General features: G+C 58.2%; 11 protein-coding genes and 1 tRNA gene. All 12 read left to right on the top strand.

Annotated elements, in window-relative coordinates; all coding sequences use genetic code 11:
- Positions 1-50 precede the first annotated feature (50 nt).
- The 12 genes from NA645_RS19965 (at position 51) to fusA (ending at position 15,234) form a co-directional block, all read left to right on the top strand.
- Positions 51-126 (top strand) — tRNA-Trp (locus NA645_RS19965).
- 43 nt (positions 127-169) lie between these two features.
- Positions 170-538 (top strand): preprotein translocase subunit SecE, encoded by a 369-nt coding sequence (gene secE / locus NA645_RS19960; RefSeq protein ID WP_256050399.1) that lies wholly within the window; start codon positions 170-172, stop codon positions 536-538.
- Between the two features lie 9 nt (positions 539-547).
- The gene (gene nusG / locus NA645_RS19955) at positions 548-1,081 is read left to right on the top strand and encodes a transcription termination/antitermination protein NusG (RefSeq protein WP_131651944.1); all 534 of its coding nucleotides are present in this window, start codon (positions 548-550) and stop codon (positions 1,079-1,081) included.
- A 110-nt stretch (positions 1,082-1,191) separates the two neighbouring features.
- Entirely contained in the window at positions 1,192-1,623 is a 432-nt protein-coding gene (gene rplK, locus NA645_RS19950) for a 50S ribosomal protein L11 (RefSeq protein ID WP_125840149.1), read from the top strand.
- On the top strand, positions 1,623-2,318 hold the full coding sequence (gene rplA, locus NA645_RS19945) for a 50S ribosomal protein L1 (RefSeq protein ID WP_131651943.1): 696 nt from the start codon (positions 1,623-1,625) through the stop codon (positions 2,316-2,318). The genes rplK and rplA overlap by 1 nt, the downstream gene beginning before the upstream one ends.
- 204 nt (positions 2,319-2,522) lie before the next feature.
- Complete coding sequence (gene rplJ / locus NA645_RS19940) at positions 2,523-3,023, top strand: 50S ribosomal protein L10 (RefSeq protein ID WP_014854237.1); 501 nt, start codon at positions 2,523-2,525, stop codon at positions 3,021-3,023.
- A 75-nt stretch (positions 3,024-3,098) separates the two neighbouring features.
- Complete coding sequence (gene rplL / locus NA645_RS19935) at positions 3,099-3,467, top strand: 50S ribosomal protein L7/L12 (RefSeq protein ID WP_019342054.1); 369 nt, start codon at positions 3,099-3,101, stop codon at positions 3,465-3,467.
- 220 nt (positions 3,468-3,687) lie between these two features.
- Complete coding sequence (rpoB, locus tag NA645_RS19930) at positions 3,688-7,758, top strand: DNA-directed RNA polymerase subunit beta (protein ID WP_256050398.1); 4,071 nt, start codon at positions 3,688-3,690, stop codon at positions 7,756-7,758.
- A 61-nt stretch (positions 7,759-7,819) separates the two neighbouring features.
- The gene (gene rpoC / locus NA645_RS19925) at positions 7,820-12,019 is read left to right on the top strand and encodes a DNA-directed RNA polymerase subunit beta' (protein WP_256050397.1); all 4,200 of its coding nucleotides are present in this window, start codon (positions 7,820-7,822) and stop codon (positions 12,017-12,019) included.
- 140 nt (positions 12,020-12,159) lie between these two features.
- Positions 12,160-12,531 (top strand): 30S ribosomal protein S12, encoded by a 372-nt coding sequence (gene rpsL / locus NA645_RS19920; RefSeq protein WP_003291416.1) that lies wholly within the window; start codon positions 12,160-12,162, stop codon positions 12,529-12,531.
- Between the two features lie 99 nt (positions 12,532-12,630).
- Positions 12,631-13,101, top strand: a complete 471-nt coding sequence (gene rpsG, locus NA645_RS19915; protein ID WP_256050396.1) for a 30S ribosomal protein S7 — start codon at positions 12,631-12,633, stop codon at positions 13,099-13,101.
- A gap of 30 nt (positions 13,102-13,131) precedes the next feature.
- The gene (fusA, locus tag NA645_RS19910; protein WP_256050395.1) at positions 13,132-15,234 is read left to right on the top strand and encodes an elongation factor G; all 2,103 of its coding nucleotides are present in this window, start codon (positions 13,132-13,134) and stop codon (positions 15,232-15,234) included.
- Positions 15,235-15,265 lie beyond the last annotated feature (31 nt).

Raw genomic sequence — 15,265 nt, 5'->3', positions numbered from 1 at the left:
GTTTGATCTGTTTCAATCGGGCCGGCATAATAGTCGGCCTGACTCTTGTTAGGCCAGTAGCTCAATTGGCAGAGCGGCGGTCTCCAAAACCGCAGGTTGGGGGTTCGATTCCCTCCTGGCCTGCCAACTTCAATACCGAATTTGGCAGTTTTTTACAGGGTTCTCGCAGATGAATGTCAAAGCAGAAGCCAAAGACACGCGCTTCGATTTGGTGAAGTGGTTTGTTGTTGCTGCTTTGGTGGTCGTGGCTGTCGTGGGTAATCAGTACTACGCTGCGGAGCCGATTCTGTATAGGGTTATTGCCCTTCTTGTCGTTGCGGTCATCGCTGCTTTGGTTGCGCTGCAGACATCAAAAGGTCGTGCTTTCTTCGTTCTGCTGAAGGAGGCGCGCGTCGAGATTCGCAAAGTCGTTTGGCCGACCCGTCAAGAAACCACTCAGACCACGTTGATTGTTTTGGCGGTCGTGCTGGTTATGGCGCTGCTGTTGTGGGGGTTGGATTCCCTGCTCGGTTGGCTGGTTTCTATGGTCGTAGGTTAAGGGTGTCCCGTGGCTAAGCGTTGGTATGTGGTTCATGCTTACTCGGGTTACGAGAAGCATGTCATGCGCTCGCTGATCGAGCGCGTCAAGCTTGCCGGTATGGAAGAGCATTTCGGCGAGATTCTGGTCCCCACCGAAGAAGTCGTGGAGATGCGTAACGGGCAGAAGCGCAAAAGTGAGCGCAAGTTCTTCCCTGGGTATGTGCTGGTGCAGATGGATATGGCCGAGGGTGCGTGGCACCTGGTCAAGGACACGCCGCGAGTGATGGGTTTCATTGGTGGTACTGCGGACAAGCCTGCACCTATTACCGACAAGGAAGCTGAGGCCATTCTGCGTCGTGTTGCTGACGGTAGCGACAAGCCCAAGCCGAAAACCTTGTTCGAGCCTGGCGAGGTTGTGCGTGTCGCGGATGGTCCATTCGCAGATTTCAATGGTGTGGTCGAAGAAGTCAACTACGAGAAGAGCCGTATTCAAGTGGCTGTTCTTATCTTTGGTCGCTCTACGCCGGTAGAGTTGGAGTTCAGCCAGGTCGAGAAGGTTTAGCTGAAGAAAGCATCCCACCCCGCAGCTAGCAGCTGCGGGGTTTTGTCGTCACTGGGATAAACAAGTAACTAGGGGAGCCGAAAGGCGCTAGAACCCGTAACGGAGTAGCTATGGCTAAGAAGATTCAAGCTTATATCAAGCTTCAGGTAAAGGCCGGCCAGGCCAACCCGTCGCCGCCGGTCGGCCCTGCACTGGGTCAGCATGGCGTGAACATCATGGAATTCTGCAAGGCGTTCAACGCCCGTACCCAAGGCCAGGAGCCTGGTCTGCCGACTCCCGTGATTATCACTGTTTACAGCGATCGCAGCTTCACGTTTGAAACCAAGAGCACTCCGGCAGCTGTGCTGCTGAAGAAAGCTGCTGGCGTCACCAGCGGTTCGGCTCGTCCCAACACCCAAAAGGTCGGCACTGTTACCCGTGCCCAGCTGGAAGAGATCGCCAAGACCAAGCAGGCTGATCTGACCGCTGCCGAAATGGAAGCTGCCGTACGGACCATCGCTGGTTCGGCTCGCAGCATGGGCCTGAACGTGGAGGGCGTGTAATGGCTAAGTTGACCAAGCGTCAGAAGACAATTGCCCAGAAGATCGAAGCGGGCAAGCAGTACGGTTTTGAAGAGGCTGCAACCTTGCTGTCCGAACTGTCGGCCGTCAAATTCACCGAGTCTTTCGACATCGCCATCAACTTGGGTGTTGATCCACGTAAATCCGACCAGGTCGTTCGTGGTGCAACCGTTCTGCCGAACGGTACCGGTAAGACCGTTCGCGTAGCCGTATTCACCCAAGGTCCGGGCGCGGAAGCTGCCCTGGCTGCCGGCGCTGATCGCGTTGGCATGGACGAGCTGGCTGCCGAAATGAAAGGCGGCGACCTGAACTATGACGTGGTCATCGCCTCCCCGGACGCGATGCGCGTTGTCGGTCAGCTGGGCCAGATCCTTGGTCCGCGTGGCCTGATGCCGAACCCCAAGGTCGGTACCGTGACTCCGGACGTTGCGACCGCAGTCAAGAATGCCAAGGCTGGTCAGGTTCGTTTCCGTACTGACAAGAACGGCATCATCCACAGCTCGGTGGGCAAGGTTGGCTTTGAAGCCGGCCAGCTCAAGCAGAACGTTGAGGCTCTGCTGTCTGACCTCAAGCGTCTGAAGCCGTCCACTTCCAAAGGTATTTACGTCAAGCGCGTGACCCTGAGCACCACCATGGGTCCGGGACTGGTCATCGACCAGGCTTCCCTCGACGCGTAAGGCGATTCGCTCCGGTAATCGGGGCGCAAGATTGGGGTCCCTGCCTGGCGGGGGCTATCCAAGACCGTAGGCGGCGCAAGCCTTAAACTGTTGAAGCTCGCTTCTTCAAGCCTACGCAGAGGTGCTCCCGATTCGTACCGAATCAGACACCAAAACCCGTCCGGTTTCGACCGGATGAACCGGTAACATCCAGGAGTAAAACCCGTGGCAATCAAACTCGAAGACAAGAAGGCCATCGTCGCTGAAGTCAACGAGGCTGCCAGTGCTGCCCTGTCCGCTGTCGTGGCTGATGCCCGTGGCGTGACCGTGGGGGCCATGACCGGACTCCGTAAAGAGGCCCGCGAAGCCGGCGTTTACGTACGTGTCGTACGTAACACCCTGCTCAAGCGCGCCGTTGAAGGCACTCAGTTCGACGTGCTCAACGACGTGTTCAAAGGCCCGACCCTTATCGCATTCTCCAATGAGCATCCGGGCGCTGCTGCCCGTATCTTCAAGGAATTTGCCAAGGGTCAGGACAAGTTCGAGATCAAGGCCGCTGCGTTCGAGGGTCAGTTCCTCGCAGCCAATCAGATCGACGTGCTGGCAACCCTGCCGACCTACGACGAAGCCATTTCGCAGCTGATGAGCGTGATTCAAGGCGCTACCAGCAAGCTGGCTCGTACTCTGGCGGCCGTTCGCGACCAGAAGGAAGCCGCTGCCGCTTAAGGCGTGAGTGGTTCTTTCCAATCTCTTTTGAATTAGATGGCCGCAGGCCGTCACCTATATACAGGAACTAGAGTCATGGCTCTGACCAACGAAGACATCATCAACGCCGTTTCCGAAATGTCCGTGATGCAGGTTGTTGAACTGATCAAGGCAATGGAAGAAAAGTTCGGTGTTACTGCCGCTGCCGCCACCGTGGCTGCCGCTGGCCCGGCTGCCGCAGCTGCTGAAGAGCAGACCGAGTTCAACGTTATGCTGCTTGAAGCTGGCGACAAGAAAGTGAACGTGATCAAAGCCGTTCGCGAGCTGACCGGCCTGGGCCTGAAAGAAGCCAAGGCCGTCGTTGACGGCGCCCCTGGCATGGTCAAGGAAGGCGTCTCCAAGGACGAAGCGGAAGCAGCCAAAAAGGCTCTGGAAGAGGCTGGCGCTAAAGTCGAGCTCAAGTAAGCGCCGACCTTGCGTCTACAGCCGAAGCGACTCGCGTAAGGCTGACGGCTGGTGGCTTTTGCCACCGGCCTTTTTCCGTTATAGCTGCGCGATGTTTGTCGAGCAGCTGGACTGGAAAAGCCGCTCCGATGGGCGGCGCGAATCATGGGATTCGCAAGATTTTCTGGCTGCTCCCGTCGGGAGAAGCCAAACAAGCAGGTGACCAAGCTGGGGAACGCTGATGGCTTACTCATACACTGAGAAAAAACGAATCCGCAAGGACTTTAGCAAGTTACCGCACGTGATGGACGTGCCGTATCTTTTGGCCATCCAGCTGGATTCGTATCGCGAATTCCTGCAGGCGGGAGCGACAAAGGATCAGTTCCGCGATATTGGCTTGCACGCAGCCTTCAAATCTGTTTTTCCGATTATCAGCTATTCCGGCAATGCAGCGCTGGAATACGTCGGCTACCGACTCGGCGAGCCGGCATTCGACGTCAAGGAATGCGTACTGCGCGGCGTGACTTTTGCGGTTCCGCTGCGAGTCAAGGTTCGCCTGATCATTTTCGACAAGGAATCGTCGAGCAAGGCGATCAAAGACATCAAGGAACAGGAAGTCTACATGGGGGAAATCCCCCTGATGACAGAGAACGGTACCTTCATCATCAACGGTACCGAGCGCGTCATCGTCTCCCAGCTGCATCGCTCGCCGGGTGTCTTCTTCGACCACGACCGTGGCAAGACTCATAGCTCCGGCAAGCTGCTGTATTCCGCGCGCATCATTCCTTACCGCGGTTCCTGGCTAGACTTCGAGTTCGATCCGAAGGATGCCGTGTTCGTGCGTATCGACCGCCGTCGCAAGCTGCCGGCCTCGGTATTGCTGCGTGCGCTGAACTACAGCACCGAAGAAATCCTCGACGCCTTCTACGACACCAATGTCTTCCACGTGAAGGGTGAATTGCTATCGCTCGAGCTGGTCGCGCAGCGTTTGCGCGGAGAGATCGCGTCGTTCGACATCACCGACGGAAGCGGCAAGGTCATCGTCGAACAAGGTCGTCGTATCACTGCTCGCCATATCAATCAGCTCGACAAGTCCGGCATCAAGGAACTCGAGATGCCGATGGACTACGTGCTGGGCCGCACTGTGGCCAAGGCGATCGTGCATCCGGCGACTGGCGAGATCATCGCCGAGTGCAACACCGAGCTGACCGTCGAAGTGCTGGCCAAGATCGTCAAGGCGCAGGTGGTCCGCTTCGAGACCCTGTATACCAACGACATCGATTGTGGTCCGTTCATCTCCGACACCTTGAAGATCGATTCGACCACCAATCAGCTCGAAGCGCTGGTCGAAATTTATCGGATGATGCGTCCTGGCGAGCCGCCAACCAAGGACGCCGCTGAGACGCTGTTCAACAACCTGTTCTTCGCCTCCGAGCGTTACGATCTGTCAGCTGTCGGCCGGATGAAGTTTAACCGCCGTATCGGTCGCGCCGAGATCGAAGGTTCCGGCGTGCTGAGCCGCGAGGACATCGTTGCCGTACTCAAGACCCTGGTCGATATCCGTAACGGCAAGGGCATCGTCGACGACATCGACCACTTGGGTAACCGTCGCGTACGTTGCGTCGGCGAAATGGCTGAGAATCAGTTCCGTGTTGGCCTGGTGCGCGTCGAGCGTGCGGTCAAGGAACGCCTGTCGATGGCCGAAAGCGAAGGCCTGATGCCGCAGGATTTGATCAACGCCAAGCCGGTTGCGGCGGCGGTGAAGGAGTTCTTCGGTTCCAGCCAGCTTTCGCAGTTCATGGACCAGAACAACCCGCTGTCCGAGATCACTCACAAGCGCCGCGTCTCCGCGCTCGGCCCAGGTGGTCTGACCCGTGAGCGTGCCGGCTTCGAAGTGCGTGACGTACACCCGACCCATTACGGTCGCGTCTGCCCGATCGAAACCCCTGAAGGTCCGAACATTGGTCTGATCAACTCGCTGGCCGCCTATGCGCGCACCAACCAGTACGGCTTCCTGGAAAGCCCGTACCGTGTGGTCAAGGACGGCGAAGTCACCGACGAGATCGTATTCCTGTCAGCCATCGAAGAGGCTGACCATGTGATTGCCCAGGCCAGCGCCAAGCTGGAAGGCCGCAAGCTGGTCGACGAGCTGGTTGCCGTGCGCCACTTGAACGAATTCACCGTCAAGGCGCCGGAAGACGTGACGCTGATGGACGTATCGCCGAAGCAGGTGGTTTCCGTCGCGGCCTCGTTGATCCCGTTCCTTGAGCACGACGACGCCAACCGTGCACTCATGGGCTCCAACATGCAGCGTCAGGCCGTGCCGACCCTGCGTTCGGACAAGCCGCTGGTAGGCACCGGGATGGAGCGTAACGTAGCGCGTGACTCCGGCGTCTGCGTGGTCGCTCGCCGTGGCGGTGTCATCGATTCGGTCGATGCCAGCCGCGTGGTCGTACGCGTTCATGATGATGAGGTCGAGACGGGCGAAGCCGGTGTCGATATCTACAACCTGACTAAATACACCCGTTCCAACCAAAACACCTGCATCAACCAGCGTCCGCTGGTAAGCAAGGGTGATGTGGTCGAGCGTGGTGACATCATGGCTGACGGCCCATCCACCGATATGGGTGAGCTGGCACTGGGTCAGAACATGCGCGTCGCATTCATGCCCTGGAACGGCTACAACTTCGAGGACTCCATCCTCCTGTCGGAGCGCGTGGTTCAGGAAGACCGCTTCACCACCATTCACATTCAGGAGCTGACCTGCGTATCGCGTGATACCAAGCTCGGCCCAGAGGAAATCACCGCGGACATCCCGAACGTGGGTGAGGCGGCGCTGAACAAGCTGGACGAGGCGGGCATCGTATACGTGGGTGCCGAAGTCGGTCCGGGCGACATCCTGGTGGGCAAGGTCACGCCGAAGGGCGAAACCCAGCTGACGCCGGAAGAGAAGCTGCTACGTGCGATCTTCGGTGAGAAGGCATCCGACGTGAAGGACACCTCCCTGCGTGTGCCGACCGGCACCAAGGGTACTGTCATCGACGTGCAGGTGTTCATCCGTGACGGCGTGGAGCGCGACTCGCGCGCGCTAGCCATCGAGAAGATGCAGCTCGACGAGATCCGCAAGGACCTCAACGAGGAGTTCCGCATCGTCGAGGGCGCCACCTTCGAACGTCTGCGTTCGGCCCTGGTCGGCGCGACCGCCGAAGGTGGCGCAGGCCTGAAGAAGGGCGCCGTGATTACCGACGAGATCCTTGACGGTCTCGAGCATGGTCAGTGGTTCAAGTTGCGCATGGCTGACGACGCGCTCAACGAGCAGTTGGAAAAGGCCCAGGCCTACATTTCAGACCGTCGCGTGCTGCTCGACGACAAGTTCGAAGACAAGAAGCGCAAGCTGCAGCAGGGCGATGACTTGGCGCCGGGCGTGCTGAAGATCGTCAAGGTCTACCTGGCTATCAAGCGTCGCATCCAGCCGGGCGACAAGATGGCGGGTCGCCACGGTAACAAGGGTGTAGTCTCGGTGATCATGCCGGTGGAAGACATGCCGCACGATGCCAACGGTACACCGGTGGATATCGTACTGAACCCGCTGGGCGTACCTTCGCGGATGAACGTCGGTCAGATCCTTGAAACCCACCTGGGCCTCGCGGCCAAGGGCTTGGGCGAGAAGATCAACCTGATGCTCGAAGAGCAGCGCAAGGTTGCCGAGCTGCGCAAGTTCCTGCACGAGATCTACAACGAGATCGGCGGTCGTCAGGAAAGCCTGGACGATCTGAACGATCAGGAAGTGCTCGACCTGGCCAGCAATCTGCGCAAGGGTGTGCCTATGGCCACTCCTGTGTTCGATGGTGCCAAGGAGCGCGAGATTAAGGCCATGCTGAAACTGGCCGATCTGCCGGAAAGCGGCCAGATGCAGCTGTTCGATGGACGTACCGGCAACAAGTTCGAGCGCACCACTACCGTCGGCTACATGTACATGCTCAAGCTCAACCACCTGGTCGACGACAAGATGCATGCGCGTTCTACCGGTTCCTACAGCCTGGTTACCCAGCAGCCGCTGGGTGGTAAGGCACAGTTCGGTGGTCAGCGTTTCGGGGAGATGGAGGTCTGGGCGCTGGAAGCCTATGGCGCGGCCTACACCCTGCAGGAAATGCTGACTGTCAAGTCGGACGACGTGAACGGTCGGACCAAGATGTACAAGAACATCGTGGACGGCGATCACCGCATGGAGCCGGGTATGCCGGAGTCCTTCAACGTACTGATCAAAGAGATCCGTTCGTTGGGTATCGACATCGATCTGGAAACCGAATAACACGCGACGCATATCGGGAGCGAACGTTGGTTCGCTCCCTGCTCCGCTGGGAGGAAAGGCCTTGAAAGACCTGCTGAATCTATTGAAAAACCAGGGTCAAATCGAAGAGTTCGATGCCATCAAGATCGCGTTGGCGTCGCCCGAGATGATCCGTTCCTGGTCCTTCGGTGAAGTGAAGAAACCGGAGACCATCAACTACCGTACGTTCAAGCCTGAGCGCGACGGCCTGTTCTGCGCCAAGATCTTTGGTCCGGTCAAGGACTACGAGTGCCTTTGCGGCAAGTACAAGCGCCTCAAGCACCGCGGTGTGATCTGCGAGAAGTGTGGCGTTGAAGTTGCGCTGGCCAAGGTGCGCCGTGAGCGCATGGCACACATCGAACTGGCTTCGCCGGTCGCCCACATCTGGTTCCTGAAGTCGCTGCCGTCCCGTATCGGTCTGCTGCTGGACATGACCCTGCGCGATATCGAGCGCGTGCTCTATTTCGAGAGCTACGTGGTAATCGATCCGGGCATGACCACGCTCGAAAAAGGCCAGCTGTTGAACGACGAGCAGTACTTCGAAGCGCTCGAAGAGTTCGGTGACGACTTCGACGCCCGCATGGGTGCCGAAGCCGTGCGCGAGCTGCTGCACGAAATCGACCTGGAGCACGAGATCGGTCGCCTGCGTGAAGAGATTCCGCAGACCAACTCGGAAACGAAGATCAAGAAGCTGTCCAAGCGCCTCAAACTGATGGAAGCCTTCCATGGCTCGGGCAACCTGCCTGAGTGGATGGTGCTGACCGTTCTGCCGGTGCTGCCACCGGACCTGCGTCCGCTGGTTCCGCTGGATGGCGGTCGCTTCGCGACCTCCGATCTGAACGATCTGTATCGCCGCGTGATCAACCGTAACAACCGCCTCAAGCGCCTGCTCGATCTGTCCGCGCCGGACATCATCGTGCGCAACGAAAAGCGCATGCTGCAGGAAGCGGTCGACGCGCTGCTGGACAACGGCCGTCGCGGCCGTGCCATTACCGGTTCGAACAAGCGCCCGCTGAAATCCCTGGCCGACATGATCAAGGGCAAGCAGGGTCGTTTCCGTCAGAACCTGCTGGGCAAGCGTGTGGACTATTCCGGTCGTTCGGTTATCACCGTCGGCCCGACCCTGCGTCTGCACCAGTGCGGTCTGCCGAAGAAGATGGCCCTCGAGCTGTTCAAGCCGTTCATTTTCGGCAAGCTGGAAATGCGCGGCATGGCGACCACCATCAAGGCCGCCAAGAAGATGGTCGAGCGCGAGCTGCCTGAAGTTTGGGACGTTCTCGCCGAAGTCATCCGCGAACATCCCGTGCTGCTCAACCGTGCGCCGACCCTGCACCGTCTGGGTATCCAAGCGTTCGAGCCGGTGCTGATCGAAGGTAAAGCGATCCAGCTGCACCCGCTGGTCTGTGCGGCGTACAACGCCGACTTCGACGGTGACCAGATGGCCGTTCACGTACCGCTGACGCTGGAAGCCCAGCTCGAAGCGCGCGCGCTGATGATGTCGACCAACAACATCCTCTCGCCCGCTAACGGCGAGCCGATCATCGTGCCGTCGCAGGACGTGGTACTGGGTCTGTATTACATGACCCGCGAAGCCATCAATGCCAAAGGCGAAGGCCGGGTGTTCGCCGATCTGCAGGAAGTCGACCGCGTGTTCCGCGCCGGTGAGGCTTCTCTGCACGCGCGGGTCAAGGTGCGCATCAACGAGACCATCAAGGATCGTGACGGCTCCATTACCCGGAACACTCGCATCGTCGACACCACCGTCGGCCGTGCTCTGCTGTTCCAGATCGTTCCGGCCGGCATGGCGTTCGATGTGGTCAACCAGCCGATGAAGAAAAAGGCGATCTCCAAACTGATCAACCTGTGCTACCGCACGGTGGGTTTGAAGGACACCGTCATCTTCGCCGACCAGCTGATGTACACCGGTTTCGCCTACTCGACCATTTCCGGTGTGTCTATCGGCGTGAACGACTTCGTCATCCCCGATGAGAAGGCGCACATCATCGACGCGGCAACCGAGGAAGTGAAGGAGATCGAAAGCCAGTACGCGTCGGGCCTGGTGACCCAGGGCGAGAAGTACAACAAGGTGATCGACCTCTGGTCCAAGGCCAACGATGAAGTGTCCAAGGCGATGATGGCCAACCTCTCGAAAGAGAAGGTCATCGACCGCGACGGCAACGAAGCCGAGCAGGATTCGTTCAACTCGATGTACATGATGGCCGACTCGGGTGCGCGGGGTTCCGCTGCCCAGATCCGCCAGCTGGCCGGTATGCGTGGCCTGATGGCCAAGCCGGACGGCTCCATCATCGAGACGCCGATTACCGCGAACTTCCGTGAGGGTCTGAACGTACTCCAGTACTTCATCTCCACCCACGGTGCTCGTAAGGGGCTGGCGGATACCGCACTGAAGACCGCGAACTCCGGTTATCTGACCCGTCGCCTCGTCGATGTGGCCCAGGATCTGGTTGTCACTGAAGTCGATTGTGGTACTGAACAGGGCCTGTTCATGACTCCGCACATCGAAGGCGGCGACGTTGTTGAGCCGCTGGGTGAGCGAGTGCTGGGCCGCGTCATCGCGCGTGATGTACTGAAGCCAGGCACCGAAGACGTACTGGTACCAGCCGGAACTCTGGTTGATGAGCAGTGGGTCGATTTCATCGAGCTGAACAGCATCGATGAAGTGGTCGTGCGCTCACCGATCAGCTGTGAGACCCGCTACGGTATCTGCGCCAAGTGCTACGGCCGCGACCTGGCTCGTGGTCATCAGGTCAACATCGGTGAGGCGGTCGGCGTTATCGCTGCACAGTCCATCGGTGAGCCGGGTACTCAGCTGACCATGCGTACCTTCCACATCGGTGGTGCGGCGAGCCGGACCTCGGCCGTCGACAATGTGATGGTGAAGAACGGCGGTACCATTCGCCTGCATAACCTCAAATATGTAGAGCGTGCCGATGGCGCTCTGGTTGCCGTTTCCCGCTCCGGTGAGCTGGCTGTGGCGGATGACTATGGGCGCGAGCGCGAGCGTTACAAGCTGCCCTACGGTGCGGTGATTTCCATCAAGGAAGGCGACAAGGTGGATGCCGGTGCGGTGGTCGCAAAATGGGATCCGCACACCCACCCGATCGTCACCGAGATGAAGGGTGTCGTGACCTTCGTCGGAATGGAAGAAAACATCACCATCAAGCGTCAGACCGACGAGCTTACCGGTTTGACCAACATTGAGGTGATGGATCCGAAGGATCGCCCGGCCTCAGGCAAGGACATTCGTCCGGCTATCAAAATGGTCGACGCCAGTGGCAAGGAGCTGCTGTTGCCAGGTACTGATGTGCCGGCCCAGTACTTCCTGCCCGCTAACGCGTTGGTTGGGGTGGCGGACGGTGCTGAGATCAACGTCGGTGACGTTATTGCACGTATCCCGCAGGAAACCTCTAAGACCCGTGACATCACCGGTGGTCTGCCGCGCGTTGCCGACCTGTTCGAGGCGCGCCGTCCGAAGGAGCCATCGATCCTGGCGGAAATCAGCGGCACCATTTCGTTCGGCAAGGAAACCAAGGGCAAGCGTCGCTTGGTCATCACGCCAACCGATGGTACCGATCCTTACGAGGAACTGATTCCGAAGTGGCGTCACCTCAACGTCTTCGAAGGCGAGCAGGTGAATAAGGGCGAAGTGATCTCTGACGGTCCGAGCAACCCGCACGACATCCTGCGTCTGCTGGGCGTCAGTGCGCTGGCCCGCTACATCGTCAACGAGATCCAGGACGTTTATCGTCTGCAGGGCGTGAAGATCAACGACAAGCACATCGAGACGATTCTTCGGCAGATGCTGCGTAAGGTCGAGATCAGCGAGTCCGGCGACTCCAGCTTCATCAAGGGCGACCAGATGGAGCTGACTCAGGTCCTGGAAGAAAACGAACGTCTGAGCGAAGAGGACAAGTTCGTCGCCAAGTACGTACGGGTGCTGCTGGGTATCACCAAAGCATCGTTGTCCACCGAGTCGTTTATCTCCGCGGCGTCGTTCCAGGAGACTACTCGCGTGCTGACGGAAGCGGCGGTTACCGGCAAGCGCGACTACCTGCGTGGCTTGAAGGAAAACGTGGTCGTGGGTCGCCTGATCCCGGCAGGTACCGGTCTGCAATATCACAGTGAGCGCAAGCGCAAGCGCGATGCTGAAAAGCCGGTTCGTGTGAGTGCTGATGAAGTAGAAGCGGCGCTGACCGAAGCGCTGAATTTCAGCGGCAACTGACTTGAGGTTCGCCCCGACACGCGTCGGGGCGCGCCTTGACGGTGTGCGAGAAGCTCTTTAGACTCTTGTACCCCTAATTTGGCGGGGCTTTTCGCCCTGCCATTTTCGTTTGTGTCGAAAGACAACAGTGGAGCTAGTAGATGGCAACGATTAACCAGCTGGTACGTCAGCCGCGCAAGCGCGTCGTCGAGAAGAGCGACGTGCCTGCGCTGCAGAACTGCCCGCAACGCCGTGGCGTGTGCACTCGCGTGTACACCACCACCCCGAAAAAACCGAACTCTGCACTGCGTAAGGTATGCCGTGTTCGTCTGACCAACGGTTTTGAAGTCGCCTCCTACATTGGTGGTGAAGGTCACAACCTGCAAGAGCACAGCGTAGTGCTGATCCGTGGCGGTCGTGTAAAGGACCTTCCGGGTGTTCGCTACCACACCGTGCGCGGTTCGCTGGATACCTCCGGTGTCAAGGATCGTAAGCAGGGCCGTTCCAAGTACGGCGCCAAGCGTCCGAAATAATCAGCAATTTCTATTTATTTGAGTCGATAAGAGTAAGGTCGGGCGTAACCTCGTCGTTACAGTCCTGAGCTAACCTGAAGACCGTTTGAGGGCTTATCAATGCCAAGACGTCGTGTAGCAGCCAAGCGCGAGATCCTTGACGATCCGAAGTACGGAAGTCTGATTCTTGCCAAGTTCATGAACCACGTAATGGAGAGCGGTAAGAAAGCCGTTGCCGAGCGTATCGTTTATGGTGCTCTGGACAAGGTCAAAGAACGTAAGAACAGCGACCCCCTGGAAATCTTCGAAAAAGCACTCGACGCCATCGCTCCGCTGGTCGAAGTGAAGTCCCGCCGCGTAGGTGGTGCGACTTATCAGGTTCCGGTCGAAGTTCGCCCTTCCCGTCGTAACGCCTTGGCTATGCGCTGGTTGGTAGATGCAGCGCGTAAGCGTGGTGAGAAGTCCATGGCTCTGCGTCTTGCAGGTGAACTGGCGGATGCGTTCGAAGGTAAAGGCGCTGCTGTCAAGAAGCGTGAAGATGTGCACCGTATGGCCGAAGCCAACAAGGCCTTCTCGCACTACCGCTTTTAATTTTCAGCGTCAACAACTCGCGAGGGCTTTATGGCTCGTAATACTCCGATTAACCGCTACCGTAACATCGGTATCTGCGCCCACGTCGACGCAGGTAAAACGACAACGACGGAGCGGATTCTGTTCTACACAGGCCTCAGCCACAAGATGGGCGAAGTGCACGATGGTGCTGCGACCACTGACTGGATGGTGCAGGAGCAGGAGCGCGGTATCACCATTACTTCCGCTGCTGTTACTACTTTCTGGCAAGGCTCCCGCGGCCAGTTCGACAAGTACCGCGTAAACGTTATCGACACCCCTGGTCACGTTGACTTCACCATTGAGGTTGAGCGGTCCCTGCGTGTGCTCGATGGCGCGGTCGTTGTGTTCTGTGGCACCTCCGGCGTCGAGCCGCAGTCTGAGACCGTTTGGCGTCAGGCCAACAAGTATGGCGTTCCGCGTATCGTGTACGTCAACAAGATGGACCGTGCTGGCGCTAACTTCCTGCGCGTTGTTGGTCAGATTAAGCAGCGCCTGGGGCATACCCCGGTTCCCGTGCAGCTTGCGATCGGTTCGGAAGATAACTTCGAGGGTCAGATCGATCTGATCAAGATGAAGGCGATCTACTGGAACGAGGAAGACAAGGGTACCTCTTACCGCGAGGAGGAGATCCCGGCTGAGCTATTGGCTCAGGCCGAAGAGTATCGCTCAAACATGATTGAGGCTGCTGCCGAAGCCAACGAAGAGCTGATGAACAAGTACCTGGAAGGTGGCGAGCTTTCGATCGAAGAGATCAAAGAAGGCTTGCGTCAGCGTACCATCGCTTGTGAAATCGTTCCGGCCGTCTGTGGTTCGTCCTTCAAGAATAAGGGCGTACCGCTCGTTCTGGATGCTGTGATCGACTACCTGCCCGCGCCGACCGAGATTCCTGCCATTCAGGGTGTCAATCCTGATAACGAGGAAGAGACTGACGAGCGTCATGCTGATGATTCCGAGCCATTCTCGGCGCTGGCCTTCAAGATCGCGACTGACCCCTTCGTCGGTACTCTGACCTTTGCTCGCGTTTACTCCGGTGTTCTGTCGTCGGGCGACTCGGTAATGAACTCGGTCAAAGGCAAGAAGGAGCGCGTTGGGCGGATGGTGCAGATGCACGCCAACCAGCGTGAGGAGATCAAGGAGTGTCGTGCGGGTGATATCGCTGCGTTGATTGGCATGAAGGACGTCACCACTGGTGACACCCTGTGCTCGATCGAGAAGCCGATCATTCTTGAGCGGATGGACTTCCCGGAGCCGGTGATTTCGGTTGCGGTCGAGCCGAAGACCAAGGCTGACCAGGAGAAGATGGGTATTGCACTGGGCAAGCTTGCTCAGGAAGACCCCTCGTTCCGCGTCAAGACCGACGAAGAAACTGGCCAGACCATTATCTCCGGTATGGGCGAGCTGCACCTGGACATCCTGGTGGACCGTATGCGTCGTGAGTTCAACGTCGACGCCAACATCGGCAAGCCGCAGGTTTCCTACCGCGAGAAAATCACCAAGTCTTGCGAGATCGAAGGCAAGTTCGTTCGTCAGTCTGGTGGTCGTGGCCAGTTCGGTCATTGCTGGGTGCGCTTTGCGCCTGCCGATGAGGGTCAGGAAGGTCTGCAGTTCGTCAACGAAGTTGTCGGGGGCGTGATTCCGAAGGAATACATCCCGGCGATCCAGAAGGGCATCGAAGAGCAGATGAAAAACGGCGTCGTTGCCGGCTATCCGCTGATCGGCCTGAAAGCGACAGTTTTCGATGGTTCCTACCACGACGTCGACTCCAACGAGATGGCGTTCAAGGTGGCGGCCTCCATGGCAACCAAGCAGCTGTCCCAAAAGGGTGGCGCTGTAGTGCTTGAGCCGATCATGAAGGTCGAGGTTGTAACGCCAGAGGACTACATGGGTGACGTGATGGGAGACCTGAACCGTCGTCGCGGTCTGATCCAGGGGATGGAAGACTCGGTGTCCGGCAAGGTTATCCGTGCCGAAGTACCGCTGGGCGAAATGTTCGGTTATGCGACCGATGTTCGCTCCATGTCTCAGGGTCGCGCCAGCTACTCCATGGAATTCTCGAAGTACTCCGAGGCTCCGGCGAACATCGTCGAAGCGATCGTTAAAAAACAAGGTTGATTCAGCCCTTTAAGTAAGAGGTTTACTGTCG

Source organism: Stutzerimonas stutzeri (genome assembly GCF_024448955.1).
Lineage (GTDB): Bacteria > Pseudomonadota > Gammaproteobacteria > Pseudomonadales > Pseudomonadaceae > Stutzerimonas > Stutzerimonas stutzeri_AQ.
This window is presented reverse-complemented; position numbering and strand designations above follow the sequence as displayed.